Consider the following 26,325-nt stretch of genomic DNA (forward strand, 5'->3'; position numbering starts at 1 on the left):
CTACGGTCGTTCGCGTTGACTGGTTCAACGTTCAACATCCTCACTTCAAGGAGCTCTGTCATGGCGAACACCGACCTGACCGCACTGACCGGCGACTACACGATCGACGCCGCCCACTCCACGATCGGCTTCACCGTCCGTCACGCCATGGTCACCAACGTCAAGGGCACGTTCGACGACTTCAGCGGCTCGCTGCACCTGGACGGCGGCGACCCGTCCGCGTCGACGGCCTCCATCGACGTCAAGATGGACAGCATCGACACCGGGTCCGAGGACCGCGACGGGCACCTCAAGAGCGCGGACTTCTTCAAGACCGACGAGTTCCCGACGATGACCTTCCGCTCCACCAAGGCGGAGGCGCTGGGCGACGAGGACTACCGCATCACCGGCGACCTGACGATCCTCGGCACCACCAAGCCGCTCACCATCGACCTCGAGTTCAACGGCGCCGCGAAGGACCCCTTCGGCAACGAGCGCGTGGGCTTCGAGGGCAAGGCCGAGATCAAGCGCTCCGAGTGGGGCCTGACCTGGAACGCGGCCCTGGAGACGGGCGGTGTCCTGGTCTCCGACAAGATCAAGCTGAACTTCGACATCTCCGCGATCAAGAACGCGTGACCCGGTCGCCGCGGATCAGCAGGTGCGCCGGTACGGGAGATCCGGGAGACACGTCTTCCGGACGGACCCGGAAAGACCCGAACCGGCGCGCTCGCAGAGCTGGGTGACCAGACGGTGCGGGTTCAGCTGAGCGAGCCGTCGGCGCCGAACACGAGGGTGCCGACCCCCGCTCAGAACCCCCCGCCCCCGAAGTCCCCTCCCCCACCCCCGAAATCGCCCCCGCCTCCGAAGTCCCCACCGCCGCCGAAGTCCCCGAAGTCTCCGGAGTCGAAGTCCGAGCCGGACAGGTCGCCGCCCTCGTAGCCGCCGCCGAAGTCGCCGTAACCGGAGCCGTAGTCGGCCGCGTAGGCGGGTGTGGCCATCATGCTGCCGAGGACCGTGCCGACCAGGAGCCCGGGCAGGAGGCCGCCGCCGAAGTAGCCGCCGGCCCAGGGGCCGTAGGCCGGGCCCGCGTCCCAGTAGGGGCGGCGGCCCTGGTCGGTGTCGACCTCGCGCATCACCGGGTCGCGGCCGTCGGCCAGGCGGGTGGCGTCCGCGGCGCAGACCGGGACCTCGCGCGCGGCACCGCCCGGCGGCGTCCAGGCGGCGTCGGTGACGGAGGGGCCGTGGCGGGGGTCGAAGAAGCAGGGGGCCCGGCGCTCGGGCAGCGGCCGGCCCTCGCGGCGCGCCGCGAGCTGGGCCAGCGAGAAGCGGCCGTCCTCCAGGGCCTGGGTGACCCCTCGCACGTCCTCGGGCCGGGTGGCCGCCCCCATGAGCGACTTCGCCTGCTCGTACGCGTCCAGCGACCGTTCGTAGTCCGCGCGCATCGCGTCGTCGGCGCCCGCTTCGGCGGGGTGGAAGTCCAGCCGGTCCAGTTCCTCGCCGAACGCCGTGATGTCCTCGTCCACCACCACCCGCAGCTTCTCCAGCGCGGCCCGCTGTTCCTGCGCGTGCCGGCGCCGGTTGCGGCGCACCAGCGTGTACGCGCCCGCGCCACCGGCCACGAGCACCGCGCCGACCGTGATCAATGCCGTGCTCGACACCCCGCCGCCGTCGTCCGCCGACCGCCAGGTCGACGGAGCCGAGCCGCCCATGTTGGTGACCGCGGCGGCGGTGAAGTCGCTCAGCTGGGCGCGGGCGTCCTCGCCCTGGACGGTCGTCACCAGGTTCCGTACGGCCGCCTTCGGCAGGACGGAGGAGTCGGCGCGGGCGTCGAAGGCGTCGCCGAGACGCACCGCGTAGACGCCGGTGATGCCGGTCGCCGTGCGCAGCTTGGTGAACAGGTCCTGCTTCGGGTAGTCGGCGGGCAGCACCGCGACGAACAGCGGCTTGTCCGCCTTCGTGATCCGGTCCGCCAGGGCGTCCGCGTCCTTGGCGGACAGCTGGGCCGCGGCGGCCGGATCGACGTAGACCGGACTCCTGCGGAGGGCCTGACCGATCGCCGAGACACTCGTGGCGGTCGTGGTGCCCGTCGTGGCCGATGCGGGCGGGGCGGTCGCCGCCAGGGCGGCCAGGGCCGCGAGCACCAGGGCGAACAGCAGCCCCGGAAGGCTTCGGGTCCGTACGACGGCCTGCGCGGTGGCCTTCATACCTCGACGCTACCCGAAGCCCCCCGAAAGCGACCTCTCCGGCCGCCCCCTCAGGCCGCCCGGTACGCCTGCGTCAGCTTCCGCACCGCCTCTCCGTAGCGTCCGGTCAGAAGGAGGTGCTCGGCGTCGGCGAAGGGCGCCGCGACGGCAGCCGTCATGCGCAGGCCCGCCTTCCGCTGGACGATCAGCCGGGCCTTCTCGACGAGCGCGCGGCCCCGGTCGTCGGCACCGGCCCGCTCGGCCGCCCCGGCCGCGGCCCCGAGCGCCGTGAGCGTGGCCGCCCCGCCCTCCGGGACCTTGGTGAGGGTGGTCAGGCCCCAGCCGTACGGGAACTGCGGATCGTACGTCGTGTCGCCCACGTTGATCGGCAGCTGGGCCTCGGACCTGGGCCAGGTGACGGGCAGTCGGCCGGTGAAGGCACGCCTGCCGTAGAGGACGTCCGCGACGCCGTCGCCCTCGGTGCCCGGCAGCCAGGAGGCGACCAGGGCGTCGATGTCGCCGAGCCGGTCGCCGATGAGCTGCGGTCGCCCGGAGACGATCAGCACCGCGCACCTCATGGCGGCGCACACCTTGTCGACGGCGGCTTTGTCGGCCGCCGACAGCTCCAGGTCGTGGCCGTTTCCGACGTCTCCGACACCCTCGGCGTACGGGGTCTCGCCGACGACGACCACACCGACGTCGTAGCCGCCGGTCGGGGCGGAGGCGTCCTTGGAGTACGTCAGCCGCGCGGAGTTCCTGTGCATCGCCTCCAGGATCGTCGTGCCGGGGGTGATGTCGCCGGAGGAGCCCTGCCAGGTGACGGTCCAGCCGCCGCTCTGGTTGCCGATGTCGTCGGCGTCGGACCCGGCGACGTACACCTTCTGCGACTTCTTGAGCGGCAGCAGCCCGCCGCTGTTCTTCAGCAGCACCTGCGACTCGGCGGCCGCCTCGCGGGCCACGGCCCGGTGCCCGGCGGAACCGATCCGCGAGGCGCCGCTCGTGTCGGCGTACGGCTTCTCGAAGAGCCCCAGCCTGAACTTCTGGGTGAGGATGCGGGACACAGCGTCGTCGATCCGCTGCTCGCTGACCCGACCTGCCCGCACCTCCTGGATCAGCGCGGTGTGGAAGTCCTGGTAGGCGTAGGGGGCCATGACCATGTCGACGCCGGCGTTGACGGAGGTCCGGACGTCGGAGGCGTAGTCGCCGGGGATCTGGTCGATGCCGTTCCAGTCGCTGACGACGAAGCCGTCGAAGCCGAGCCTGCCCTTCAGGACGCCGTTGATCATGTCGGCGCGGGCGTGCATCTTCACCGGGCCCTGGCCGTCCCCGACGATGTCGAGCGAGGAGTACGACGGCATGACCGTGCCGACGCCCCGGTCCACGGCCGTCCGGTAGGGGGCGAGGTGGATCGCCTCCAGCTGCTTGCGGGTGACCGTGGTGACGCCCTGGTCGATGGTGTAGGTGCCGGTGGTGGAGGAGCCGTAGGCGGTGCCGCCGTCGCCGACGAAGTGCTTGGCGGTGGCAAGGACCTTGTCGTCTTCCTTCAGGTCCCGTCCGTCGCGGGCGCCCTGGAGGCCCTGGATGACCGTCTCCATGGACTCGACGAGGGCCGGGTCCTCGCCGAAGGACTCGTAGGAACGGCCCCAGCGTTCGTCCCGGGTGACGCAGAGGCAGGGCGCGAAGTCCCAGGGAATGCCGGTGGCGCGGACCTCGGCGGCGGTCACTGCCCCGGTCCGCTGGGCGAGTCGGGGATCGCGGGTCGCCCCGATGCCGATGTTGTGCGGCATGACCGTGGCGCCGACCAGGTTGTTGTGGCCGTGGACGGCGTCGACGCCGTAGACGAGCGGGATCTGGAACCGGGTTGCCTGCGCCCGGAGTTGGAAGGAGTCGATCATCTTCGCCCAGGCCGCGGGGGTGTTGGGCGTGGGGGTGGAGCCGCCGCCGGAGAGCAACGAACCGAGGTCCTCGGCGGCGATGTCGGCGCCGGCCCCGACGGCTCCGCGCTCGGCCTGGGTCATCTGGCCGGTCTTCTCCGCGAGGCTCATCCGGGACAGGAGGTCCGCGACCCGCTTCTTCACGGGGAGCTTGCTGTTCAGATACGGCAGCCCGTGCGCGTCGATGACGACCTGCGGGGTCTCGGCGGGGGCCTTGGCGCCGGTGACGGTGAGCTTGAGGGGGACGGTCTCAGCGGCCTCGGAGGCCGCCTTGTCCTTGAGGGTGTGCACCCGGACGGTCCGTGTGGTGCCGGAGGCGGTGCCTGCGGGGAAGGTGAACTCGCCCTTGAGGGGGGTGTAGTCGGAGGCCGAGGCGGAGCCGCCGGCGGTCTCGTAGGCGACGGTCACGGGCTCGTCGATCGGGGCGGAGCCGGTGGTGGCGACGGTGACCTTCACGGTGGCCGTGCCGCCCTCCTTGACCGGGTACACGGCGGAATCGGTGAGCACCGAGGCGCGCAGCGACTGGTCGGCCCTGCCGTACAACTCGACGCCGTCCATGGCGAATCGGCCCGCCGCGCCGACGGGGAGCGTGAGGCCGTAGCCCCACATCGCCGTCAGCCCCAGGACGTGGTCGATGCCGCCGACGGGCTGGTAGTCGGTCCGGTACACGAAGTCCGTAAAGGGGATCTCGATCTGCTTCCAGCCGGTGAAGTCGTCGGTGAAGGACGTCGTCCACAGCTCGGACGCCTCACCGTTGGCGCCGCCGTCCTTGAGCTCGAAGGCGATTTTCTTGCCGTTGTCCTGGCCGTCCCACCAGAAGCGGATGCCCTTGTGGGCGGACCAGTCGTGGGCGGGTTCGGCGAAGGCGAAGTCGTGAGTGAAGCCGCCGTAGCCGCTGATGTCGTAGGTGCCGGAGAGGACCTGGTCTCCCTCCGGCGCGTCAACTCTGCTGCTGAGCCGGAGAGTTGGCGGGTCGTCAGTGTCGCTGCCCCAGGTGAAGAGGCCGCCCGCAGGCGGGTTGGCGAAGGGGACTTCACCCTCGAAGCGGTCCACGGGGACCGGGGGCAGATCGTCGGCGGCGCGCGCGGAGGCGAACGGCAGCAGGGCGGCCAGCAGGGTGGCGGAGGCGAGCAGGGCGGTTCTTCGTACGGAACGCATGGAGCTTCCCCCTTGGCTCTCGTAATCCACTTGTGACTTACCTCGCGCCGTGAGTTAACTGGTAGCCCATAAGACCGTCAAGACGGCAGGCAGGCGCGGAACTCACACCAGACGACTTTGCCCGGATCCCGTTCACGGATGCCCCAGTCGTCCGCCAGGGCCTCGACGAGGAGGAGGCCGCGGCCGCGTTCCACGTCCGGGGACGGGCACGCCGGGTGGATCTCGCCGGAGCCGCTGTCGTGGACCTCGACGCGGAGGACCCCGTCGGTGGCGAGGGTCAGTGCGAGTTGGAAGCAGCGGCCCGGCGGAACACCGTGCAGGAGGGCGTTGGTGGCGAGTTCGCTGACACAGAGCAACACGTCGTCGCTCCGCCGGGTCAGCCCCCAGTCGGCGAGGGTGATGCGGGAGCAGATCCGCCAGATCCTGGAGTACACGGAACCGGTCCACATGAGCTTCCAGATCATGCCGATGGAGCGGACGCCGCACACCTGCCTGGACGGGCCCATGGTGCTACTGGAAACGCCCGAGTACGAGCGGTTGGTCTACTTGGAGGTGCAGCGTGCGAGTTTCCTCGTAGAGGATCGAGACGAGGTCAGCGACTATCACCTCCAGTATGGAATGCTCCGGTCACAGGCCCTCTCGCCGGACGAGAGCGTGCGCCTCTTGAACGGACTTCTAGGAGAGTCATGAGCACCGCAGACAACCTGACGTGGTTCAAGTCCAGTTACAGCGGCAGCCAGGGCGGCGACTGCGTCGAGGTCGCCGCCCAGCCGTCCGCCGTCCACGTGCGCGACTCCAAGAACACCGGTCTGAACTTCACTGTCATGTCGGGCACTTGGGCCGCTTTCCTCGGGCTCGCTCGGCGGGGCGGTCACATCTAGGGGAGTGCATCGGCTCACGGAAGCGGGCCACCGCGAGGGGCACCTTGTCACCGCACAGCGCCCGCGCAGCCCTCGACACCGTTCGTTGGTGTGCTGGGGTGAGGGGGCCGTCCCTGACCAGCACGCCCACCGGTCCGGAGGAGTCCGGGCGGAACGTGTCCGGGTGGGAGACGTCGGGAAGTCGACGGCCCGTCGACGCCGAGTTCCCGCTGTTCTCGCCGCCCGCGGACTGGCACGTCCTCCCGGTGGGTGAGCAACGACTGCTGCCCGGACACACTTATCGACTCGCCTTCGGCAAGGACGAGTACAACTACAAGGCCGGTGCCGCCGCCCAGCCGCCCGCATCCACGATTCCAGCAACCCCGGCGGCACGGCCGTGATCTACTCCGCGGGCTCCACCCCGGCCCGCAGCAGACCGTACGTGTACGCGTCCTCCAGGGCCTGCCAGGACGCCGCGATCACGTTCTCCGCGACGCCCACCGTCGACCACTCGCCCGTGCCGTCCGACGTGGAGATCAGGACGCGGGTGGTGGACTGGGTGCCGTGGACGCCCTCCAGGATGCGGACCTTGTAGTCGACGAGGTCGAGCTTGGCGAGCTGGGGGTAGATCTTCTCCAGGGCCACGCGCAGGGCGCGGTCGAGGGCGTTGACCGGGCCGTTGCCCTCCGCCGTGGCGACGATGCGCTCGCCCTTGGCGAAGAGCTTGACCGTGGCCTCGTTGGCGTGGGTGCCGTCGGGGCGGTCCTCGACGATCGCGCGCCAGGACTCGACGGAGAAGTACTTCAGCGGCCTGCCCTCGACCTCGCCGCGCAGCAGCAGCTCGAAGGAGGCGTCGGCGGCCTCGTACGTGTAGCCCTTGAGCTCGCGCTCCTTGACCCGTTCGACGACCCGGCCGACCAGCTCGCGGTCGCCGCCGAGGTCGACGCCGAGTTCCTTGCCCTTGAGCTCGATCGAGGCGCGGCCCGCCATGTCGGAGACCAGCATCCGCATGGTGTTGCCGACCTGCTCGGGGTCGATGTGCTGGTAGAGGTCAGGGTCGACCTTGATCGCGGAGGCGTGCAGGCCGGCCTTGTGGGCGAAGGCCGAGACGCCCACGTAGGGCTGGTGGGTGGAGGGGGTGAGGTTGACGACCTCGGCGATGGCGTGGGAGATGCGGGTCATCTCGCGGAGCTTGCCGTCGGGGAGGACCTTCTTGCCGTACTTCAGCTCCAGGGCCGCGACGACCGGGAACAGGTTCGCGTTGCCGACGCGCTCGCCGTAGCCGTTCGCCGTGCACTGGACGTGGGTCGCGCCCGCGTCCACGGCGGCGAGGGTGTTGGCGACCGCGCAGCCGGTGTCGTCCTGGGTGTGGATGCCGAGGCGGGCGCCGGTGTCGGCGAGGACGGTGGACACCACGGCCTGGATCTGCGCCGGGAGCATGCCGCCGTTGGTGTCGCAGAGGATGACGACGGAGGCGCCGGCCTCGGAGGCGGTCCGTACGACGGCCTTCGCGTACTCCGGGTTCGCGCGGTACCCGTCGAAGAAGTGCTCGCAGTCGACGAAGACCCGGCGGTCCTGCGACACCAGGTACGACACCGTGTCGCGGACCATCTCCAGGTTCTCGTCCAGCGTGGTGCGCAGCGCGAGCTCGACATGGCGGTCGTGCGACTTGGCGACCAGGGTGATCACGTCGGCGCCGGAGTCCAGGAGGGCCTTGACCTGGGGGTCCTCCGAGGCCTTGGCGCCCGCTCGGCGGGTCGCGCCGAAGGCGACCAGCTGGGCGTGCTTGAAGTCGATCTCCTGACGGGCGCGGGCGAAGAACTCGGTGTCCCGCGGGTTCGCGCCGGGCCAGCCGCCCTCGATGAAGCCCACGCCGAAGTCGTCCAGGTGCCGTGCGATGGCCAGCTTGTCCGCGACGGTGAGGTTGATGCCCTCCCGCTGGGCGCCGTCGCGCAGGGTGGTGTCGAAGACGTGGAACTGATCGTCGAGCTCGCTGGTTGCGGTCATGGTCTCAAGGCTCCTGAGGATTTGGATCTCGGTCGTACCGGAATGACCGGCTCCACCGCCCCCACATACTCCCTCGCGCTCTCACATCCGGCTGCGGGTGGGCCAGAAATGCGAAAAACCCCTCGCGGGTGCGAGAGGTCTGCGCGCGGGTCGAGGACGACGGTGTCCGCCCGTACCTGGTCGTACGTGGCGGTCACTGCGGACCGGCGCGCCTGCTGCCAATAATCATGGCGAACGAGAGCACGGGGGCAGTCTGGCACAGACTGCCCCCGTGCTCACCCTCCGTCTCAGGATGCGAGCACTGTGCTGCTCATCGGACGTGTCGTACGAACGCGTCGGCGCCGTCGTTGGTGTCGCCGGCCGGGATCAGCGTCGGGTCGGACGACCGGAAGAGGATCCGGCGGGCGCCGTCGGCGATCCGGCCCGGCAGGACGTCGGCCGTCGCGGTGCCGCCGGTCGTGTCGGGGGTGACGAGGGTGGTGGTGCCCTTCTTCAGGTCCCGCAGGTAGACGGGGTACTCCTTGCCGTACCGGCTGCCGGGCTCGGTCACCTCCGACGTGAAGGTGAGGTAGCGGCCGTCGGCGCTGATCGCCGCGTTGCGGGTATGGACCTCGCCGGGGCCGCCCTGGGTGCCGTGGATGCGCTGGTTGGTGCCGGTCCGAAGGGTGTGCACGAACACGTTCCAGCTCGCGTCGGTGTCGCCGGGGACCAGGTGCGTGTCCCGGGACTCGAAGACGACCGTACGGCCGTCGCCGCTGATGGACGGGTTCAGCGACTCCTTCTCGGTCCCCGAGCCGTCGTAGGAGCGGTCGATCTGGGTGTGCTCGCCGGTCGTCCGGTCGTACATCCAGACGTCGCCCCAGTCGTCGCCGCGCGGGCCGTTGGCGTAGTTGTACTGGTAGACGATCCGGCGCCCGTCGTCGCTGACCGTCGGCTGGTAGGCGTTGCGCGGCTCCCAGGTCGGCCTGGGGTGGCTGATCCGCTCGGTGGTGCCCTTGATGCGGTCGCGCAGGAAGACCACGCTGGTGTGCTCGGCCGAGTCCTGGAGGGTGTAGACGGCGTAGCGGCCGTCGGGGCTGACGGAGATCTCGGCGGGCCGCCCGGTGAAGCCCTCGGGGACCTCGATACCGAACCCGACCCGCTGGCCCGTCGCGATGTCGTGGATCCACACCTCCGAGGACTCCGCGCCGTACTCGGCGTAGACGTACCGGCCGTCGTTCAGGACCGCCACCAGTCCGCCGAAGCCCGCGAAGCGGAGCTTGCCGGTGTGCGGGTCGCGCAGGTACATCCCGCCGTGCGGCACGTTCGGGTCCAGGTCCTCGGCGTCCGAGGCCAGGGCGATGTGGCGGCCGTCGCGGCTGATGACCGCGGTGCGTGTCTCGCCGTTGCCCGCCTTCCCCTCCGGGGTGACGCTGACCGGCTCGGTGTACGGGGCCCTGGGTGCGGCGCTCGCCGCGGGTCCCGTGAGTGCCGCGGTGGCGAGGGCCGCCAGGATCGCGGCCGCCAGGCGCTTCTTGCGGTGCATGGTTGTTCCCCCGTGGTTGGTCGTTGTCATTGCACTGTCCGCAGGAACACGTCCGACACCCCGTTGGTGTCCCCCTCCACCAGATCGGGTGACGCCGACTCGAACGCGACGACTGTGCCGTCGGCGTTGACCGAGGGGTGCCCGGCCGGCAGGTCGTTGCGGCCGCCCCAGCGGTCGACGCTGACCAACTGTCGCTTTCCTGTGGCGAGTTCGAGCAGGTGGACGGAGCGGCCCGTGGTGTACGCGACCCGGGTGCCGTCTCCCGAGAGCGAAGGCTGGGTGCCACCGACCCGGGTGGTCGTGCCGGTGTCGAGGTCGCGGACGTAGGAGTCGCGGCCGCGCTGGTAGGCGACCTTGCGGCCGTCCGCGGCGAGCGAGGGTGCCGCCGCCTGGGCCGCGACCCTCTCCAGGCTCCCGGTGTCCAGGTCACGGACGTACACGGAGCCGCCCTGCTCGAAGGCGATGTACCGGCCGCCGTAGTTGATGGACGGGTTGCCCGCCGCTCCGCCCGTGGACGCGCTGACCACGTCGGTGTCGCCGCCGTTGAACTTGAAGCGGTAGACGCGGGGTTGCGGGTCCGGGTCGGTGTCGCCGGCGGGCAGGGTCGCCGCGTAGGTGAGCCACTGGCAGGTGGGGTCCACCACGGGCTGTCCCATCCAGGTGAAGCGGACGCCCTGGTAGGAGCCCAGGCTGGTGAGCTTGCCGACCGAGCGGTTGCGGACGTGGATACCCGGGCCGCCGTCGGGGGCATAGGGGCCCACGTAGCCGACCATGCGTCCGCTGTAGCAGGGGGCGCCCTCGGACGAGGGCTTCTGGCCGACGGAGTTGACCTGCGAGACGCCGCCAGGGGCGTTCACGAACACATCGCCCTCCGACGTGAAGGTGACGACCTTGTTCTCCCCCATCACCGGGTCGTACGACGCCCCGGACAGCTGCCGGCCGTCACGTGTCGTGCTGACGCGCTCGGTGACGGACGGCATCGGCGCCGGGTTCCTGCGCAGTTCGCCGGAGAAGACGAAGACGTCGGACTCCGCGTTGGTGTCGCCCGGCACGAGGTGGGAGGCCGTCGAACTGAACACCACGGAGCGCCCCTTGGCGGCCAGCATGTCCGGTCCCGGCTGGGCGGGCCCGGGGAGGGCGGCTCCGCGCAGCCCCGTGCGCAGGTCGCGCACCCGCGTGCCGTCCTCGCCGGAGACGACCGCGTACCGGCCGTCCGCGGTGGCCGCGTGGGGATTCCCGTCGGCCACGCGCTTCGACTCTCCCGTGCGCAGGTCATGGACGTACAGGCCGCTCTCGGCGTCGAGCAGGACGCGGCGGCCGTCGGCGGTGATGCGGACCAGGTAGGCGACTCCGAGTCCCGTGTCCACCTGGGTCCGCTCGCCTGTCGTCCGGTCCTTGACGTAGACGTCGACGGGATCCTCGTCGCTGTCGGCGCGGACCGCGTAGGCGACCCGGTTCCCGTCGCCGCTCACCGAGGCCCCGGCCTTCTGGCCCTCCTCGGCCGGCGAGACCAGTTCGTCGGTGCCGGTGGCGGTGTCGCGGACGTACAGGAACCGGGTGTTCTCCGGGCCGTTGCGGTTGCCGACGGTGTACGCGACGTGCGTGCCGTCCGGGCTGATCGACTCCGCCCGGCCCAACTCTGCGGAGCCTGGTGGGTCCTGCGGCCACAGCTTCTCCGTACGGCCGGTGGCGCGGTCGTACAGGTAGGGGGCCAGGAAGCGGGTGCCCGCCGAGAAGGCGATACGGCTTCCGTCGGCGCTCGGCGCCGGTGAGCCGTAGGTGTAGCCACTACCGAGGCCGATCTTCGTGAGGCCGCCCCCGGACACGTCCTTCACCAGCAGGCACGGCGCGAATTGCGCGCAGCCGAAGCTCGGGGCGCGGGACACAAACGCGACGGTGCGGCCGTCGGCGCTGATCGCGGCGTCGCCCGACGGTCCGTCGGCCTGGCTGCCGTCGGCGGCGGTGCTGACACGGTCGACGTGCGGTCCGGCAGGTGCGGTGGATTCGGCAGAGGCATGGGTGCCGGTGAACGCGACAAGCAGGGCCGCGCCTAAGAGGCACACGGCGGCTCTGGACATGTTTCCCCCTGTGGTGTCCAAGGACGCTTGTGGTCCTTTCGAGGCAAACGCACCACCGGCCACAGGGTCAATCGGCTTTATTGCGTACAACCCGGACGGAAGGTCACGCGTCCGCGAGGAGGGCGTCGACGAGGAACTGCCGTACGTGGCCGAGAATCGTCCCCCGGTCGGTCCCGCGCAGCCCGATCGCCACGTGGATGGAGAACCCGTCGAGCAGGGCCCGCAGCCGGGTCGCGAAGCGGTCCGGGTCCACGGCCCGGAACTCCCCCCGCGAGACCCCCTCCGCGAGCAGGGCGACCAGGTCCCGGTGCCAGGCACCCTCGATGGCAGCCTGCCGGTCACGCGCGTCGGCGTCGGCGTTCTGCGAGCGGTTCCAGACCTCCAGCCAGAGGGTCCAGTGGGGGTCGCGGTGCCCGTCGGGGACGTACAGGTCGACGTACGCGTCGAGCCGTTCGCGGGCGGTCGCCGTGCGGGTGAGCAGCCGGGCGCGCTCGGCGCCGAGCCGTCCCTCGCTCCACTCCAGGGTCTGGAGCAGCAGTTCGTCCTTGGAGCGGAAGTAGTAGAGGAGGTGTCCGCTGCTCATGCCGACCTCGCGGCCGAGCGCCGCCATGGTGAGCTTCTCCAGACCGCGCTCGGCGATCATCTCCATGGCTGCGGCGAGGATCCGCTCACGCGGCGGGGCGGGGGTGCGGCGAGGGGTGCTCATACGGCGGTCACGTGCACGGCGCCGGGCAGGAAGTCCGTCTCGTACGGGCCGGAACAGTCGGCGTACAGGGTCGCCACCACCGCGCCGCACCCCCCGCACAGCTCGTTGGGGCCCTCGCGCCCGGGCGGACCGCAGCAGCCGAACTCCGTGACGGCGGGGTCGCCGGAGAGGTACGCGCGGGTGTCCTCGGGGTGGGTCACCAAAGTGCCGCGCGGCCCGGCGGACACCAGGAATCCCGGGCCGTCCGGGTTGCCCAGGCAGGTGTTGCCGGGGTTGGCGGCATCGCACCAGTCGGGATCGGGATGCGGCACATAGGGTGCCCCGCACGGCTCCGGGTCCACCGCGTACGCGCCGCGCGGGACGGTCGGCGGAGCGTGCCGGGAGCCGTCGGGACCCTTGCGGCCGTCGAACTCCGGGCGCGGCGGGAGCTCGGGCAGGAGTCGCAGCGGCTCGGTCAGCCGGATTCCGCAGGTGGCACAGGTCAGCACGTTCACCCGTCTGTTCTACCCGACCGTCGCCCGCGGCTGCTGCTGGGTGACGCAGTGGATGCCGCCCCCGCCCGCGAAGATCGTCCGCGCGTCGACCAGGGTCACCGTGCGCTCGGGGAACAGGCGCCGGAAGATGCCGGCGGCGAGCTCGTCGCGCGGGTCGTCGAAGCCGCAGAGCACGACGCCGCCGTTGCAGAGGTAGTGGTTGATGTAGGAGTAGTCCACCCAGTGCCCGTCGGCCTCCAGGACGGTCGGCGCGGGCACCTCGACGACCTCGAGGCGTCGGCCCCGGGCGTCGGTCGCGGACTTCAGCAGGCCTACGACCTCCTTGGTCACCTCGTGGTCCGGGTGCGCTGGGTCCGGCTGGACGTGCGCCACGACCACCCCCGGGCGGGCGAAGGCGGCGACGATGTCGACGTGGCCCTGGGTGCCGTACCTGCCGTAGTCGCCGGTCAGGCCGCGCGGGAGCCAGATGGCGCGGGTGGTGCCGAGCCTGTCGTGGATCTCCGCCTCGACCTGCTCGCGGGTCCAGCCGGGGTTGCGGCCTTCGCCGAGCTGGACGGTGTCGGTGAGCAGGACGGTGCCGTCGCCGTCGACGTGGAGCGCGCCGCCCTCGTTGACCAGCGGGCTGCTCAGCACCGGCACCCCGGCGAGGTCGGCGACCTGGCGGGCGATCTTCGCGTCGTGTTCCCAGCGGGCCCAGTCCTGGCCGCCCCAGCCGTTGAACACCCAGTCCACGGCGGCCAGTCGGCCTTCCTCGTCCTTGACGAACGTCGGGCCGATGTCGCGCATCCACGCGTCGTCGAGCTCGCGTTCCACGAGTGCGACGTCCGGGCCGAGCAGTTCGCGCGCGGACTCGGCGTGGCCGGGCCCGTGCACCATCGTCACCGGCTCGAAGCGGCGCACCGCGCGGGCCACGGACGCCCAGGCGGCCCGGGCCGCGGCCAGTTCCCCGTCGTCGGTGAAGGTCGGGTTGGGGCCGGGCCAGGCCATCCAGGTGCGTTCGTGCGGAGCCCACTCGGGGGGCATGCGGTAGGTCATGGCGTGTCCTGATCGGGAGGTCTAGAGGAAGTACAGACGGTTGAGGGAGACCGAGTCGGCGGGTGCCGAGGTGAGCGGCTCTCCGTCCAGCGTCACCAGGCCGGTGCGCTGGTCCACGTCCACCGCTCCGGTACGGGAGTTGCGGCGCAGGTCGGCCGGTCCGATACCGCGGGTGCCGTGCACGGCGACCCTTCTCCTGCGGGTCGGCAGCCGGTCGTCGCCCTGGTCGAGGGCGGCCCGGGCAACGAAGGCGACGGAGATCTCGGCGGGGGTGGCGCCGTGCGCCCCGAACTGCGGTCCCAGGACGAGGGGTTCGCAGGTGTCGGTGGCCGCGCCCGGGTCACCGACCACGCCGTAGGCCGGGAACCCGGACTTCAGGACGAGTTGCGGCTTGGCGCCGAAGTACTCCGGCCGCCACAGCACGAGGTCGGCCAGTTTGCCGACCTCGATCGAGCCGACTTCGTGCGAAAGGCCGTGTGCGATGGCCGGGTTGATGGTCAGTTTGGCGATGTAGCGCAGGACACGCTCGTTGTCGTGGCCGTCGCCCGAGGCACCGAACTCGGCCTTCATCTTCCCGGCCATCGCGAAGGTACGGCGGACCGTCTCCCCGGCCCGCCCCATGCCCTGCGCGTCGGAGGAGGTGATGCCGATCGCGCCCAGGTCGTGCAGCACGTCCTCGGCGCCCATGGTCCCGGCGCGGATGCGGTCGCGGGCCATGGCGGCGTCGCCGGGCAGGTCGGTCTTGAGGTCGTGGACGGAGACGATCATGCCGTAGTGCTCGGCGACGGCGTCCCGGCCGAAGGGCAGGGTGGGGTTGGTGGAGGAGCCGATGACGTTCGGAACCCCGGCCATCTTCAGCACGTTCGGTACGTGTCCGCCGCCGCAGCCCTCGATGTGGAAGGCGTGGATCGTGCGGCCGTCCAGCACCTTCAGGGTGTCCTCGACGGACAGGCACTCGTTCAGTCCGTCGCTGTGCAGGGCGACCTGGACGTCGTGCTCCTCGGCGACCCGCAGGGCGGTGTCCAGCGCGCGGGTGTGGGCGCCCATGTCCTCGTGCACCTTGAAGCCGCAGGCGCCGCCTTCTGCGAGGGCCTCGGTCAGGGGGTCCGGGGTGGACGACGAACCCCGGCCCAGGAAACCGATGTTGACCGGCCAGGCGTCGAAGGCGCCGAAGGCGTGCCCGAGCGCCCAGGGCGAGTTGACCCCGACGCCCCACACCGGCCCGAACTCCTGCCCGATGATCGTGGTCACCCCGGACGCCAGCGAGGCCTCCATGATGCGCGGGGACAGCAGATGGACGTGGGTGTCGACGGCCCCGGCGGTGGCGATGAGCCCCTCGCCGGAGACGATGGAGGTACCGGTGCCGACGACGACGTCCACCCCGTCGAGGGTGTCGGGGTTCCCGGCCCGCCCGATCGAGCAGATCCGCCCCTCGCGGATGCCGATCGAGACCTTCCGGATGCCCTGTACCGCGTCGATCACGACGACGTTGCTGACCACGACGTCACAGGTCTCCCGCACGGCGGCGGCCTTGAGGTGCAGCCCGTCACGGGCGGTCTTGCCGAAGCCCGCGAGGAACTCGTCGCCGTAGCGCTGGGAGTCCTCCTCGATCCGGATCACCAGTCCGGAGTCACCGAGGCGCACGCGGTCGCCGGCACGGGGGCCGTGGGTGGCGGCGTACTCGTGGGGGGTGAGGCGCCGGGCCTCGGCGGGGTGCCCTCCGGGACGGCTCATCGGACGGTCCCCTCGTCGGACGTTCCCGGCACACCGCTCCACTCCCCCGCACCCAGACATCCGCACGCCGCAGCCCGCCGCCGCAACGCCTCCTCACGCGCCCCGGCAGCATCCAACGGCCCGTCCACCGGACCGGCGAAACCGACGGCCACCGGGACCCCGCCGACACCCGACTCCGCCGGGCCGCTCATCGGACGCCCTCCGCGCCGGGCACGCCCAGATATCCGCACGCCGCAGCCCGCCGCAACGCCTCCTCACGCGCACCCGGCGCATCCAACGGCCCGTCCACCAGACCCGCGAAACCGACGGCCACCCGGGCCCCGCCGATCGGCACCAGGCCGACCTCGCCCGACTCCCCCGGCCCGAACCGCACCGACGAGCCGGCGGGAACCGCTAGTCGCATGCCGTAGGCCTCGGCCCGGGGGAAGTCCAGGCGCGGGTTGGCCTCGAAGAAGTGGAAGTGGGAGGTGACGGAGACGGGCACGGTGGCGGTGTTGGTGACCGTCAGCCGCAGGACCGCCTCCGGTTCGGCGTGTTCGGGGCCCGGCAGCAGCGCGCCGGGTGCCCGCTCGCCGAGCCCGCCGCCGATCGGGTCGCTGACGACCGCGAGCCGCGAGCCGTCCTCGAAGACCGCCTCGACATGCACCTCGGTGACGACGTCCGCGACACCGGGCAGGACGTCGTCGGGTCCGAGCACTGACCGGGCGCGCTGGACGGCCTCGGCCAACCGGACCCCGTCCCGGGCCGCCTCGCACACGGTGTCCGCGATGAGGGCGGTCGCCTCCGGGACGTTCAGCCGCAGTCCGCGCCCTCTGCGTGCCCGGGCCAGCTCGGCGGCCCCGAAGAGCAGCAGGCGGTCGCGTTCGGTGGGGGTCAGCCGCATCTCGTTCCCTTCTTTAGAGCAGCACTCTAAATGAGGGAGCTGAATCAGCAATAGCCCTGAGCCAGTAGACCGGATCACATCGAGCGGCACTCAAACAAAAGACGGGCCCGCCCGGAACATGTCCGAGCGGGCCCGTGGCGCGTTGGCGAGGTCAGCCCAGCTTGTGCATCCAGCCGTGCTTGTCCTCCCTGACCCCGCGCTGGAGGCCGAGCAGGGCCTCGCGCAGCTTCACGGTGACCTCGCCGGGCGTGCCGTCGCCGTGGGTCCAGGCGTCCGTCTTCGTCTTGACGTGACCGATCGGCGTGACGACCGCCGCGGTGCCGCAGGCGAAGACCTCGGTGAGGGCCCCGGAGGCCGCGTCGGCGCGCCACTGGTCGAGGGTGATCACACCCTCCTCGGCGGTGTAACCGAGGTCGCGGGCGACCTGGAGGAGGGAGTCGCGGGTGATGCCCTCGAGGATGGAGCCCGTGAGCGCCGGCGTGACGATCCGGTCGCCGTAGACGAAGGCGATGTTCATGCTGCCGGACTCCTCGACCTTGGTGCGGGTCACCGCGTCGAGGTAGACGACCTGGTCGCAGCCGTTGGCGGCGGCCTCGGCCTGCGGGAGGAGGGAGGCCGCGTAGTTGCCGCCGGTCTTGGCGTCGCCGGTGCCGCCGGGGACCGCGCGGACGTAGTCCTCGGAGACCCAGATGGTGACCGGCTTGACGCCCCCGGCGAAGTACGCGCCGGACGGGGAGGCGATCAGCATGAAGAGGTACTCGTTGGCCGGGTGGACGCCGAGCGCGGCCTCCGTGGCGAACATGAACGGGCGCAGGTAGAGCGACTCCTCGCCGCCGTGCGGCGGGACCCAGTCCGCGTCCTGGCCGATCAGCGCGTCGAGGGCCTCGATGAACAGCTCCTCGGGCAGCTCGGCCATCGCCATCCGGCGGGCGGAGTTGCGGAAGCGGCGCGCGTTGGCATCGGGACGGAACACGGCGACCGAGCCGTCGGCCTGCCGGTAGGCCTTGAGCCCCTCGAAGATCTCCTGGCCGTAGTGCAGGACGTGGGTGGAGGGGTCGAGGGAGATCGGGCCGTACGGGACGAGCTGCGCGTCGTGCCAGCCGCGCCCCTCGGTCCACTTGATCGTCACCATGTGGTCGGTGAAGTGGCGGCCGAACCCGGGGTTGGCCAGGATCGCCTCGCGCTCGGCGGCGGAGAGCGGGCTGGCGGAGGGCTTGAGCTCGATCGTGGGCGTCGTCATGAGTGGTTGTCCTTCACCGGTTGTGTAGTGACGGGCCGCGCTCACGCCCTTTACTGTCAGTGACCAGTGCTAGGACGTCCGAGCATTCCCTCATTCCGCGGCTCCGCGTTCGATTATCGCAAGCGGGGAGCCGGGGAAGAAACGGCGTGAAATGCGACCCAGGGGATGATGGTGACACCCGGCGGGGGACATGCGAAAGCCGCCGGGTGCGAGTGACCCGGCGGCTTCGAATGCTTTTCGAGTGATCCGCCCGGTCAGCCGGCTACTCGTACGGCCAGCGCGTCGCCGATCTCGGCGGTGCTGCGGGCGGGCTTGCCGGTGCGCTCGGCGAGGTCGGTGGAGACCGCCTCTTCGATGCGGGCGGCCTCGGCCTCGTAGCCGAGGTGACGCAGGAGCAGGGCGACGGACAGGACCGTGGCGGTGGGGTCGGCCTTGCCCTGGCCGGCGATGTCCGGGGCCGATCCGTGGACGGGCTCGAACATGGACGGGAACTCGCCGGAGGGGTTGATGTTCCCGCTCGCCGCGACACCGATGCCGCCGGAGACGGCCGCGGCGAGGTCGGTGATGATGTCGCCGAAGAGGTTGTCGGTGACGATCACGTCGAACCGGGCCGGGTCGGTGACCAGGTAGATCGTGGCCGCGTCGACGTGGATGTAGTCGGTGGTGACGTCCGGGAACTCCGCGGCCACCTTGTTGAAGATGTTCGTCCACAGGTGGCCCGCGAAGGTCAGCACGTTGTTCTTGTGGACCAGCGTGAGCTTCTTGCGGGGGCGGGCCTGCGCGCGGGCGAAGGCGTCACGGACCACACGCTCGACACCGAAGGCCGTGTTCACGGAGACCTCGGTGGCGACCTCGTGCTCGGTGCCCTTGCGGATGGTGCCGCCGTTGCCGGTGTACGGGCCCTCGGTGCCCTCGCGGACGACCACGAAGTCGATGGCCGGCTCGCCCTTGAGGGGCGTGTCGACACCCGGGAGCAGCTTCGACGGACGCAGGTTCACGTGGTGGTCGAAGGCGAAGCGGAGCTTGAGGAGGAAGCCGCGCTCCAGCACGCCGGAGGGGACCGACGGGTCGCCGATGGCGCCGAGCAGGATCGCGTCGTGCTTCTTCAGCGCGTCGAGGTCGGCGTCGGTGAGGGTCTCACCGGTGGCGTGGTAGCGCTGGGCGCCGAAGTCGAAGTCCTTGGTCTCCAGCTTCACATCCTGCGGAAGGACGGCGGAGAGGACCTTCAGACCTTCGGCCACGACCTCCCGGCCGATGCCGTCACCGGGAATCACTGCGAGATTGATGCTGCGAGACATGCGGGAACCCTACTCCTCGTCCCATGGGATGACACCGACTGTCCGCGATACGGACATCGGAGTGGCCCCGGGTGTCAGCCATTCGACTGGCGTTCACCCGTAGGTATGGCGGTTGTTGGAGTCCCCTGGGAACTTCACAGCCATGGACCTCCCTGACTTCGGCATTCCGCCCCGGCTCGCGCGCCGCCTCAGCATGGCCGAGCAGCACGAGTACCTGCGGACGAAGCTGACCCGGCGCCGCACGCTGGTGACCGCGGGGGCAGTGGCGGGCGGCCTGCTGACGGGCTGTTCCACCGAAGGGACGTCCGCCGCGACCTCCACCGCCTCCCCCGCGACGAGGGTGCACGGCTCCGCCGTCTCCCCCTTCGGCCGCCATCTCGCTTTCGGCGCCGATCCGAGGACCCAGATGCGGATCTCGTGGCAGGTCCCGCTCGCGGTCAGGAAGCCGTACGTGCGCGTCGGTCTGCGGCCCGACGACCTGGACCGCAGGATCGAGGCCGAGCTGCGCGACCTGCACACGCCGGGGCAGACCGGCGTACGCCTCGCCCTCGACCAGTACTACCTGCACGCGGCTCTGGACGGGCTGCGCCCCGGCACGACGTACTACTACGGAGTCGGCCACGACGGCTTCGACCCGGCGGACGCGAAGCACCGCTCGACCATCACCGGCTTCCGGACGGCCCCGGCGAGCCCGGAGAAGTTCGTCTTCACCGCCTTCGGCGACCAGGGAGTGGGCACCGCCGCGGCCGCGAACGACAACCTCCTGCTGCGCCAGAAGCCCGCCTTCCACCTGCACGCCGGTGACATCTGCTACGCCGACGGCAACGGCCAGGGGCTGAAGTCGGACGGCTACGACCCGGGTTTCTGGGACCTGTTCCTCAAGCAGAACGAGGAGGTCGCGCGGAGCGTGCCCTGGATGGTCACCACCGGCAACCACGACATGGAGGCCTGGTACTCCCCCGACGGCTACGGCGGCCAGCTCGCCCGCTGGTCCCTCCCGGACAGCGGCTTCGACCCGCGCTCGGCGCCGGGCGTGTACTCCTTCACCTACGGCAACGTCGGCGTCGTGGCCCTGGACACGAACGACGTGTCGTACGAGATCCCCGCCAACTTCGGCCACACGGACGGGAAGCAGACGAGGTGGCTGGAGAAGCGGCTCGGTGAGCTGCGGGCCGCCAAGGGGATCGACTTCGTGGTCGTCTTCTTCCACCACTGCGCGTACTCGACGTCCTCGCACGCCTCCGACGGCGGGGTGCGCGCCGCGTGGCTGCCGCTGTTCGAGAAGCACCAGGTGGACCTGGTGATCAACGGGCACAACCACGTGTACGAGCGCACGGACGCGATCCGCGGCGGCGAGGTCGGCCGGGCGGTGCCGGTCGGCGGCGCCACCGACCCTACGCGGGACGGGATCGTGTACGTCACGGCCGGCGGGGGCGGCCGTGACCTGTACGGCTTCCCCGCGGGGGTGAAGGAGAGCTACGAGGGGCGCGTGCACGACCACGAGTCCATCGAGACCTTCCGGTGGACGAAGTCGAAGCAGCCCGACCACGAGACCGTGGAGTGGTCACGGGTGCGCTACCGCGGGTTCTCGCTGCTCTCCGTGGAGGCGGAGAGCGGGGCCAGGCCGCGGCTGACGGTGTCGGCGCTCGCGCAGAGCGGGGAGCGCATCGACCGTTTCGAGGTGCGGCGCGGAGCCTGAGCGCGGCCCGCGCCACACCTCGTTCGGGTGCGGCTCCCGGCTGGGGGACCGGTCAGTGACCGGTCGAGCCGCCGTTGTCACGGCGGTCGAGGGCGCGCTGCAGGGCTGCGGCGGCGTTCTTGCGGTCGGACTCGCTCGTGCGGGAGGTGTGACGGACTCGACGGCGGGCGGTCGTCTCGGCCATGAGAAATCGACTCCTTCGAATTTCCGGGAAGGGGAAACGAGACGCCGGAAGGGGCGGGGAGCGACGGACCGCAGGGGTTGCCTGCACGGGGCCCGGCTCACGACCGCCATTCGCTTGATCGAGCGAGACGTTCGGCTCCTACAAAGCTAAGGGAGGAGGGCCGGTCTGTCTCCACAATTACTCGGACTTCCTACTATCTGAGACGGTGGAGTGGATCACACGGCGCTGACCTGCGGGAACTCGCGACGAGGACCGGAGAAGGACCAGAGACGAAAAGGGGCCGGGCGACAGCCCGGCCCCTCGATGTGTGCGACAGAACGTCAGCCCATGTGCGGGTACCCGTAGTCCGTCGGCGGGACCAGCGTCTCCTTGATGGCGCGGGTCAGGGTCCAGCGCTGGAGGTTCTGCGGGGCGCCGGCCTTGTCGTTGGTGCCGGAGGCGCGGCCGCCGCCGAAGGGCTGCTGGCCGACGACGGCGCCGGTCGACTTGTCGTTGATGTAGAAGTTGCCGGCCGCGTAGCGCAGCTTCTCCATCGTGTACGCGGCCGCCGCGCGGTCTCCCGCGATGACCGAGCCGGTGAGGGCGTAGTCGGACGCCGACTCCATCTGGGTCAGCATCTCCTCGTACGTGTCGTCCTCGTAGACGTACACCGCGAGGAAGGGGCCGAAGTACTCGGTCGTGAAGACCTCGTTCTCCGGGTCCGTGCACTCGACGACGGTCGGGCGGACGAAATAGCCGACCGAGTCGTCGTAGGAGCCGCCCGCGACGATCGTGCAGGTGGGGTCCGACTTCGCGCGGTCGATGGCGGCCTTGTTCTTGGCGAAGGCACGCTCGTCGATGACCGCGCCGATGAAGTTGGACAGGTCGGTGACGTCACCCATGGCGATGCCGTCGACCTCGGCGGCGAACTCCTCGCGGAAACCGCTGTTCCAGATCGACGCCGGGATGTAGGCCCGGGAGGTCGCCGAGCACTTCTGGCCCTGGTACTCGAAGGCACCACGGGTCAGGGCGGTCTTGAGGATGGCGCGGTCGGCCGAGGGGTGAGCGACCACGAAGTCCTTGCCGCCGGTCTCGCCGACCAGGCGCGGGTAGGTGCGGTACTTCTCGATGTTGGCGCCGACCGTCTTCCACAGGTGCTGGAAGGTCTTGGTGGACCCGGTGAAGTGGATGCCCGCGAGGTCCCGGTGCTCCAGGGCGACCTTGGAGACCTCGATGCCGTCGCCGGTGACCAGGTTGATGACGCCCTTGGGCAGGCCCGCCTCCTCCAGGAGCTGCATCAGCAGCACGGCGGCGTGGGTCTGCGTCGGGGACGGCTTCCACACGACCACGTTGCCCATGAGCGCGGGCGCGGTCGGCAGGTTGCCCGCGATCGCCGTGAAGTTGAACGGCGTGATCGCGTAGACGAAGCCTTCGAGCGGGCGGTGGTCGAGGCGGTTCCAGACACCGGGGGCGTTGGCCGGGGGCTGCTCGGCGAGCAGGTCACGGGCGTACTTGACGTTGAAGCGCCAGAAGTCGACCAGCTCGCAGGGCGTGTCGATCTCGGCCTGCTGGGCGGTCTTGGACTGGCCGAGCATGGTGGAGGCGGCCAGCGTCTCGCGCCAGGGTCCCGCGAGCAGTTCGGCGGCGCGCAGGATGATCGCGGCACGGTCGTCGAAGGACATCGCGCGCCAGGCCGGGGCGGCGGCGAGGGCCGCGTCGATGGCGTCCCGGGCGTCCTGCTGGGTGGCGTTGCGGAGGGTGCCGAGGACGGCCTTGTGGTTGTGCGGCTGCACGACCTGGAAGGGCTCGCCGCCGCCCAGCCGCTTCTCACCGCCGATGGTCATCGGCAGGTCGACCGGGTTCTCGGCCAGCTCCTTGAGCTTCACCTCCAGCCGGGCCCGCTCGGGCGAGCCGGGGGCATAGCCGAGCACCGGCTCGTTGACGGGGGTGGGGACCTGGGTCACAGCGTCCATGAGATCCGTAACTCCTTGAACTTGAGCGGGTGTTCGGGCTCAGCCCTTGCTGATCATGCTGCGGACGAAGAAGCGCAGGTTCGCCGGCTTCTCCGCGAGCCGCCTCATGAAGTAGCCGTACCAGTCGGTGCCGTAGGCGGTGTAGACGCGCATGCGGTGACCTTCGGCGGCGAGCCGCAGATGCTCGTCGCCCCTGATCCCGTAGAGCATCTGGAACTCGTACTCGTCGGGCTTGCGGCCCGCCTGCCGGGCGAGTTCCTGGGCGATGGAGATCAGCCGCGGGTCGTGGGAGCCGACCATCGGGTATCCCTCGCCCTCCATGAGGATGCGCAGGGCCCGGACGTACGCCTTGTCGATCTCGTGTTTCTGCTGGTAGGCGACTTCCGCGGGCTCCTTGTACGCACCCTTCACGAGCCGCACCCGGCTGCCCGCGGCGGCGAGCCGGCGGGCGTCGGCCTCGGTGCGGAAGAGGTAGGCCTGGATCACGCAGCCGGTCTGCGGGAAGTCCTTCCGCAGTTCCTCGTGGATGGCGAACATCGAGTCCAGGGTGGTGTGGTCCTCGGCGTCGAGTGTGACGGTCGTCCCGATGGCGGCGGCGGCCTCGACGACGGGCCGGACGTTGGCGAGCGCGAGCTCGTGACCGCCGTCCAGCGCCTGGCCGAACATCGACAGCTTCACGGACATCTCGGCCCTGGTACCCAGTTCGAGCGTCCCGAGCCGGTCGACGAGCGCGAGGTAGGCGTCCCGGGCGGCCTCCGCCTGCTCGGGCGTGGTGATGTCCTCGCCGACCACGTCCATGGTCAGCTCCAGGCCCCGCGAGGTGAGCTCCTGGACGATGGGGACGATCTCGTCGACCGTCTCGCCGGGGATGAAGCGGTCGACCACCTGCTTGGTGACCGGGGCCGCCGAGATCAGGCGTCGCATCCGGTCGCTGCGCGACGCGGCAAGAATCACGGGACCCAGCACGGGGCACCTCCACAAACCAGCAGATAGAACCACCGTGAAACCTAAGGATCCCTCCGATCGTCGGCCATCGACAGCTGTCACGCATCCGTGCCACAGATCTCAGACAGATGTATGAAGCGGGGTGTTTTTGCGCGAGAATGCCCGAGTGACAGGCGACTACAAGGGCGACTACCAGGAACTGGTCGACGAGATCTCGGAGCTCCTCGGCGCACCGGCGACCCTGGAGAACCGCGACTTCGAGCTGATCGCCTTCGGTGCGTACGACAGTGAGGGCGACCTCGACCCGTCGGCGCTGGACCCCGTCCGCACCCGCTCGATCCTGACCCGGCGTTCCACGGCAGCGGTCCGGACATGGTTCGAGGGCTTCGGCATCACGCGGGCTTCCGCTCCTGTGCGGATTCCGCCGACCCCGGAGGCGGGGGTGTACCGGGGACGGATCTGTCTTCCCGTACGCCACCGGGGGGTTGTCCTCGGCTACGTCTGGCTCCTGGACTCCGACCCCGGCCCGACCGACCGGCAGCTGGAGGCGGCCATGCGGGTGACGGCCCGGATCGGCGCGCTGCTCGCGGACGAGGCGCAGCACGGGGCCGACCTGAGCCGGGAGCTGCGGGCGGTGCTGACCGCCGAGCGCGGCTGGCAGGCCGACATGGCGGTGGCGGCCCTGCGCACGGCGCTGGGGTCCCGCGCCGACGGCCCGTACGCCGTGGTGTGCGTCGCCCCGTGGCCGTCCGCCGACCCGGAGGACGCCCCGTCGGCCCGTACGATCCCGCACGCGACGGCGTTGTGCACGGTGCCGTGGGGCACCTCGGCCCAGTCGCTGGCGCTCCTGGTGCGCCTGCGGGCTCCGGACACCCTGACCCCGGCGAACACGGCGGCGGGACGGCTGCTGGAGCGGGCCCGGGGTGTGGAGGGGGGCGGCGAGCCGAGGGTGGGCAGGTCGGGCGGGACCGGCGGCGGCCGGCGGGTCGAGAACACAGCCGGCGGACCCGACGACGGCAGGGCGAACAGGAGCGACGACAGCGGACCAGGCGACACACGGAGCAGCGGCGACCGACCGGAGAGCGGCAGCAGTCCCGAACCGGCCCAGGGCACCACACGCGGTACGGCGGCCTCAGTCACGGCACGGCACACGGCGGCCGCCCGGCCCACCGTCGCCGCCGGTGTCGCCGCCGCCCGCGTGGGCCTCGCCGAGCTGGCCCCCGCCTGGCAGGAGGCGTCGGCCGCGGCCCGGGCCGCCCTCGCGGAACCCCGGCTCGGCCCGGTCGCCGAGTGGTCCCGCATCGGCCCGTACCGCCTGCTGACCTCACTCCCCCCGGAGACGGCCCACGACCCTGCCGTACGCCCCCTCCTCTCCCCCGCCCACCGCGAACTGGCCCGCACCGCCGAGACCTACCTCGACTGCGCGGGCCAGGCCGCCCGCACCGCCGCGGAACTGGGCATCCACCGCCAGACCCTCTACTACCGCCTCTCCCGCGTCGAACAGCTCACCGGCCTGGACCTGGACGACGGGGAGGACCGGCTGTTGCTGCACATGGCGCTGAAGGGGACGCGGCTGTAAGGGCTGTCAGGCTCGGGTGGCCCTTCCGGCAGCCCCCGGCCGGCCGCACGAGCGCCACCGTCGTACGGCGACCGCCGCCCGCACGAGCTCTCCGGCGGCCAGTGCCAACACGTCGGTATCGCGCGGGCGTTGGCGTGCGAGACGCGCCTGCTGGTCCTGGACGAGCCGGCGTCGGCGCCGGCCCCCTCCGCGCGGGCCGGCACCCTCGATCTCCGATGCGGGACGGGCGGATCAGCCCTTCGTAGTCCCGGCGATCACCTGGCGCAGCCCCTCGGTGAGCTGTTCGCCGGTGGGCGCGGTCTTCGGGTCGAAGGTCCACTGGGCGATGAGGCCCGTCATGAGGGTCACGTAGAACATGCCGAGGGTGTCGGCGGTCTCGTCCGAGACGTCCTCCTCGCGCCCGCCCATGAGCATCGGAACGAGCCCCCGCCCGGCCTCCCGCTGGGCCCGTGCCAAGTGGTCGCGCACCTCGGGCAGTTGGTCGCCCATGACCACGATCTCCATGCTGAGGTGCCATATCGAGCCGGGTTCCCGCATGGTGGCGACGACGTTCGACCACACCTCCTGGAACCGTTCGAGGGAGCCCGGCTCAGCGGTCAGGGCGGTCCCGTCCCCCTCGAAGGCGTCGCTCATTCCCTCGACCAGCGACACGTACGCCTGCGCCAGGAGTGCGTCCTTCGAGCCGTAGTGGTAGCCGATCGAGGCGAGGTTGGTCCCCGACTCCTTGACGATGTCGCGCGCAGTCGTACGCGCGAACCCCTTCTCCAGCAGGCAGCGCTTGGCGCCTTCGAGCAGATCCTCGCGGTGTCCCATGCGCCCAGCCTATCTAGACAAGCGATTTATACAAGCGTC

The 26,325-nt window shown here is 70.9% G+C and carries 23 protein-coding genes and 1 pseudogene; 7 read left to right on the forward strand and 17 right to left on the reverse strand.

Going from position 1 to position 26,325, the window contains the following annotated elements; translation table 11 throughout:
- Positions 1–60: 60 nt before the first annotated feature.
- The gene (locus D1369_RS11925; protein ID WP_007384905.1) at positions 61–615 is read left to right on the forward strand and encodes a YceI family protein; all 555 of its coding nucleotides are present in this window, start codon (positions 61–63) and stop codon (positions 613–615) included.
- Between the two features lie 170 nt (positions 616–785).
- Here the strand turns inward: D1369_RS11925 and D1369_RS11930 are convergent, their stop codons facing one another.
- The 3 genes from D1369_RS11930 to D1369_RS11940 all read right to left on the reverse strand — a co-directional run bounded on the left by D1369_RS11930 (position 786) and on the right by D1369_RS11940 (position 5,718).
- Positions 786–2,183, reverse strand: coding sequence for a hypothetical protein (locus tag D1369_RS11930; protein ID WP_037901523.1), 1,398 nt, complete (start codon positions 2,181–2,183; stop codon positions 786–788).
- Positions 2,184–2,233: 50 nt separating this feature from the next.
- On the reverse strand, positions 2,234–5,254 hold the full coding sequence (locus D1369_RS11935; RefSeq protein ID WP_118082447.1) for a glycoside hydrolase family 3 N-terminal domain-containing protein: 3,021 nt from the start codon (positions 5,252–5,254) through the stop codon (positions 2,234–2,236).
- 77 nt (positions 5,255–5,331) lie between these two features.
- Entirely contained in the window at positions 5,332–5,718 is a 387-nt protein-coding gene (locus D1369_RS11940) for an ATP-binding protein (protein WP_106433535.1), read from the reverse strand.
- On the opposite strand from D1369_RS11940, the gene D1369_RS11945 reads away from it, so the two are divergent.
- The 3 genes from D1369_RS11945 (at position 5,654) to D1369_RS11955 (ending at position 6,515) form a co-directional block, all read left to right on the forward strand.
- Positions 5,654–5,944 (forward strand): Scr1 family TA system antitoxin-like transcriptional regulator, encoded by a 291-nt coding sequence (locus D1369_RS11945; protein WP_007384901.1) that lies wholly within the window; start codon positions 5,654–5,656, stop codon positions 5,942–5,944. The genes D1369_RS11940 and D1369_RS11945 overlap by 65 nt on opposite strands.
- A complete protein-coding gene (locus tag D1369_RS11950; protein WP_007384900.1) occupies positions 5,941–6,135 on the forward strand; it encodes a DUF397 domain-containing protein in 195 nt (64 codons plus the stop codon). The genes D1369_RS11945 and D1369_RS11950 overlap by 4 nt, the downstream gene beginning before the upstream one ends.
- Before the next feature lie 155 nt (positions 6,136–6,290).
- On the forward strand, positions 6,291–6,515 hold the full coding sequence (locus D1369_RS11955) for a hypothetical protein (RefSeq protein ID WP_086023225.1): 225 nt from the start codon (positions 6,291–6,293) through the stop codon (positions 6,513–6,515).
- Between the two features lies 1 nt (position 6,516).
- On the opposite strand, the gene cimA is transcribed toward D1369_RS11955, so the two are convergent.
- The 10 genes from cimA to D1369_RS12015 all read right to left on the reverse strand — a co-directional run bounded on the left by cimA (position 6,517) and on the right by D1369_RS12015 (position 19,114).
- The gene (gene cimA / locus D1369_RS11960) at positions 6,517–8,121 is read right to left on the reverse strand and encodes a citramalate synthase (protein ID WP_007384898.1); all 1,605 of its coding nucleotides are present in this window, start codon (positions 8,119–8,121) and stop codon (positions 6,517–6,519) included.
- 310 nt (positions 8,122–8,431) lie between these two features.
- The gene (locus D1369_RS11970) at positions 8,432–9,646 is read right to left on the reverse strand and encodes a PD40 domain-containing protein (RefSeq protein WP_037901519.1); all 1,215 of its coding nucleotides are present in this window, start codon (positions 9,644–9,646) and stop codon (positions 8,432–8,434) included.
- Positions 9,647–9,672: 26 nt separating this feature from the next.
- Entirely contained in the window at positions 9,673–11,724 is a 2,052-nt protein-coding gene (locus tag D1369_RS11975) for a PD40 domain-containing protein (protein WP_007384896.1), read from the reverse strand.
- Positions 11,725–11,827: 103 nt separating this feature from the next.
- The gene (locus D1369_RS11980) at positions 11,828–12,430 is read right to left on the reverse strand and encodes a TetR/AcrR family transcriptional regulator (protein ID WP_007384895.1); all 603 of its coding nucleotides are present in this window, start codon (positions 12,428–12,430) and stop codon (positions 11,828–11,830) included.
- On the reverse strand, positions 12,427–12,924 hold the full coding sequence (locus tag D1369_RS11985) for a hypothetical protein (protein ID WP_007384894.1): 498 nt from the start codon (positions 12,922–12,924) through the stop codon (positions 12,427–12,429). The genes D1369_RS11980 and D1369_RS11985 overlap by 4 nt, the downstream gene beginning before the upstream one ends.
- A gap of 9 nt (positions 12,925–12,933) precedes the next feature.
- Positions 12,934–13,959, reverse strand: a complete 1,026-nt coding sequence (locus D1369_RS11990) for an agmatine deiminase family protein (protein ID WP_007384893.1) — start codon at positions 13,957–13,959, stop codon at positions 12,934–12,936.
- A 21-nt stretch (positions 13,960–13,980) separates the two neighbouring features.
- The gene (locus D1369_RS11995) at positions 13,981–15,693 is read right to left on the reverse strand and encodes an urease subunit alpha (protein WP_007384892.1); all 1,713 of its coding nucleotides are present in this window, start codon (positions 15,691–15,693) and stop codon (positions 13,981–13,983) included.
- Between the two features lie 187 nt (positions 15,694–15,880).
- On the reverse strand, positions 15,881–16,576 hold the full coding sequence (gene ureA, locus D1369_RS12005; protein WP_037901517.1) for an urease subunit gamma: 696 nt from the start codon (positions 16,574–16,576) through the stop codon (positions 15,881–15,883).
- A 151-nt stretch (positions 16,577–16,727) separates the two neighbouring features.
- Entirely contained in the window at positions 16,728–17,816 is a 1,089-nt protein-coding gene (locus D1369_RS12010) for a branched-chain amino acid aminotransferase (RefSeq protein ID WP_007384889.1), read from the reverse strand.
- Between the two features lie 254 nt (positions 17,817–18,070).
- Entirely contained in the window at positions 18,071–19,114 is a 1,044-nt protein-coding gene (locus D1369_RS12015; RefSeq protein ID WP_007384888.1) for a 3-isopropylmalate dehydrogenase, read from the reverse strand.
- A 142-nt stretch (positions 19,115–19,256) separates the two neighbouring features.
- On the opposite strand from D1369_RS12015, the gene D1369_RS12020 reads away from it, so the two are divergent.
- On the forward strand, positions 19,257–20,813 hold the full coding sequence (locus tag D1369_RS12020) for a metallophosphoesterase family protein (protein WP_007384887.1): 1,557 nt from the start codon (positions 19,257–19,259) through the stop codon (positions 20,811–20,813).
- 52 nt (positions 20,814–20,865) lie between these two features.
- On the opposite strand, the gene D1369_RS44515 is transcribed toward D1369_RS12020, so the two are convergent.
- From D1369_RS44515 to D1369_RS12035, 3 genes are all read right to left on the reverse strand, one after another.
- Positions 20,866–20,997 (reverse strand): hypothetical protein, encoded by a 132-nt coding sequence (locus D1369_RS44515; RefSeq protein WP_020121043.1) that lies wholly within the window; start codon positions 20,995–20,997, stop codon positions 20,866–20,868.
- Between the two features lie 320 nt (positions 20,998–21,317).
- A complete protein-coding gene (gene pruA, locus D1369_RS12030) occupies positions 21,318–22,949 on the reverse strand; it encodes an L-glutamate gamma-semialdehyde dehydrogenase (protein ID WP_007384886.1) in 1,632 nt (543 codons plus the stop codon).
- Positions 22,950–22,988: 39 nt separating this feature from the next.
- Positions 22,989–23,915: a proline dehydrogenase family protein gene (locus tag D1369_RS12035; protein WP_007384885.1), complete on the reverse strand. Its 927-nt coding sequence runs from the start codon at positions 23,913–23,915 to the stop codon at positions 22,989–22,991.
- A gap of 145 nt (positions 23,916–24,060) precedes the next feature.
- On the opposite strand from D1369_RS12035, the gene D1369_RS12040 reads away from it, so the two are divergent.
- Both D1369_RS12040 and D1369_RS12045 read left to right on the forward strand, forming a co-directional pair.
- A complete protein-coding gene (locus tag D1369_RS12040) occupies positions 24,061–25,473 on the forward strand; it encodes a helix-turn-helix domain-containing protein (RefSeq protein ID WP_007384884.1) in 1,413 nt (470 codons plus the stop codon).
- 57 nt (positions 25,474–25,530) lie between these two features.
- Positions 25,531–25,686: pseudogene (locus tag D1369_RS12045) on the forward strand (ATP-binding cassette domain-containing protein); the annotation flags it as partial.
- 18 nt (positions 25,687–25,704) lie between these two features.
- On the opposite strand, the gene D1369_RS12050 reads toward D1369_RS12045, so the two are convergent.
- Complete coding sequence (locus D1369_RS12050) at positions 25,705–26,286, reverse strand: TetR/AcrR family transcriptional regulator (RefSeq protein WP_007384883.1); 582 nt, start codon at positions 26,284–26,286, stop codon at positions 25,705–25,707.
- Positions 26,287–26,325 lie beyond the last annotated feature (39 nt).

The sequence above is a fragment of the Streptomyces sp. CC0208 genome (assembly GCF_003443735.1).
In the GTDB taxonomy this organism is placed as follows: Bacteria; Actinomycetota; Actinomycetes; order Streptomycetales; family Streptomycetaceae; genus Streptomyces; species Streptomyces sviceus.

Excerpts from the sequence above, each read along its gene's own strand:
- D1369_RS11945 (WP_007384901.1), top strand. The coding sequence starts at position 5,654 with ATGCGGGAGCAGATCCGCCAGATCCTGGAGTACACGGAACCGGTCCAC.
- D1369_RS12050 (WP_007384883.1), bottom strand. The coding sequence starts at position 26,286 with ATGGGACACCGCGAGGATCTGCTCGAAGGCGCCAAGCGCTGCCTGCTG.
- D1369_RS11970 (WP_037901519.1), bottom strand. The coding sequence starts at position 9,646 with ATGCACCGCAAGAAGCGCCTGGCGGCCGCGATCCTGGCGGCCCTCGCC.
- D1369_RS11975 (WP_007384896.1), bottom strand. The coding sequence starts at position 11,724 with ATGTCCAGAGCCGCCGTGTGCCTCTTAGGCGCGGCCCTGCTTGTCGCG.
- D1369_RS12010 (WP_007384889.1), bottom strand. The coding sequence starts at position 17,816 with ATGACGACGCCCACGATCGAGCTCAAGCCCTCCGCCAGCCCGCTCTCC.
- cimA (WP_007384898.1), bottom strand. The coding sequence starts at position 8,121 with ATGACCGCAACCAGCGAGCTCGACGATCAGTTCCACGTCTTCGACACC.
- D1369_RS11990 (WP_007384893.1), bottom strand. The coding sequence starts at position 13,959 with ATGACCTACCGCATGCCCCCCGAGTGGGCTCCGCACGAACGCACCTGG.
- ureA (WP_037901517.1), bottom strand. The coding sequence starts at position 16,576 with ATGCGGCTGACCCCCACCGAACGCGACCGCCTGCTGCTCTTCGGGGCC.
- D1369_RS11995 (WP_007384892.1), bottom strand. The coding sequence starts at position 15,693 with ATGAGCCGTCCCGGAGGGCACCCCGCCGAGGCCCGGCGCCTCACCCCC.
- D1369_RS11950 (WP_007384900.1), top strand. The coding sequence starts at position 5,941 with ATGAGCACCGCAGACAACCTGACGTGGTTCAAGTCCAGTTACAGCGGC.
- D1369_RS11940 (WP_106433535.1), bottom strand. The coding sequence starts at position 5,718 with ATGATCTGGAAGCTCATGTGGACCGGTTCCGTGTACTCCAGGATCTGG.
- pruA (WP_007384886.1), bottom strand. The coding sequence starts at position 22,949 with ATGGACGCTGTGACCCAGGTCCCCACCCCCGTCAACGAGCCGGTGCTC.
- D1369_RS11935 (WP_118082447.1), bottom strand. The coding sequence starts at position 5,254 with ATGCGTTCCGTACGAAGAACCGCCCTGCTCGCCTCCGCCACCCTGCTG.
- D1369_RS12020 (WP_007384887.1), top strand. The coding sequence starts at position 19,257 with ATGGACCTCCCTGACTTCGGCATTCCGCCCCGGCTCGCGCGCCGCCTC.
- D1369_RS11930 (WP_037901523.1), bottom strand. The coding sequence starts at position 2,183 with ATGAAGGCCACCGCGCAGGCCGTCGTACGGACCCGAAGCCTTCCGGGG.
- D1369_RS12015 (WP_007384888.1), bottom strand. The coding sequence starts at position 19,114 with ATGTCTCGCAGCATCAATCTCGCAGTGATTCCCGGTGACGGCATCGGC.
- D1369_RS44515 (WP_020121043.1), bottom strand. The coding sequence starts at position 20,997 with ATGGCCGAGACGACCGCCCGCCGTCGAGTCCGTCACACCTCCCGCACG.
- D1369_RS11980 (WP_007384895.1), bottom strand. The coding sequence starts at position 12,430 with ATGAGCACCCCTCGCCGCACCCCCGCCCCGCCGCGTGAGCGGATCCTC.
- D1369_RS11925 (WP_007384905.1), top strand. The coding sequence starts at position 61 with ATGGCGAACACCGACCTGACCGCACTGACCGGCGACTACACGATCGAC.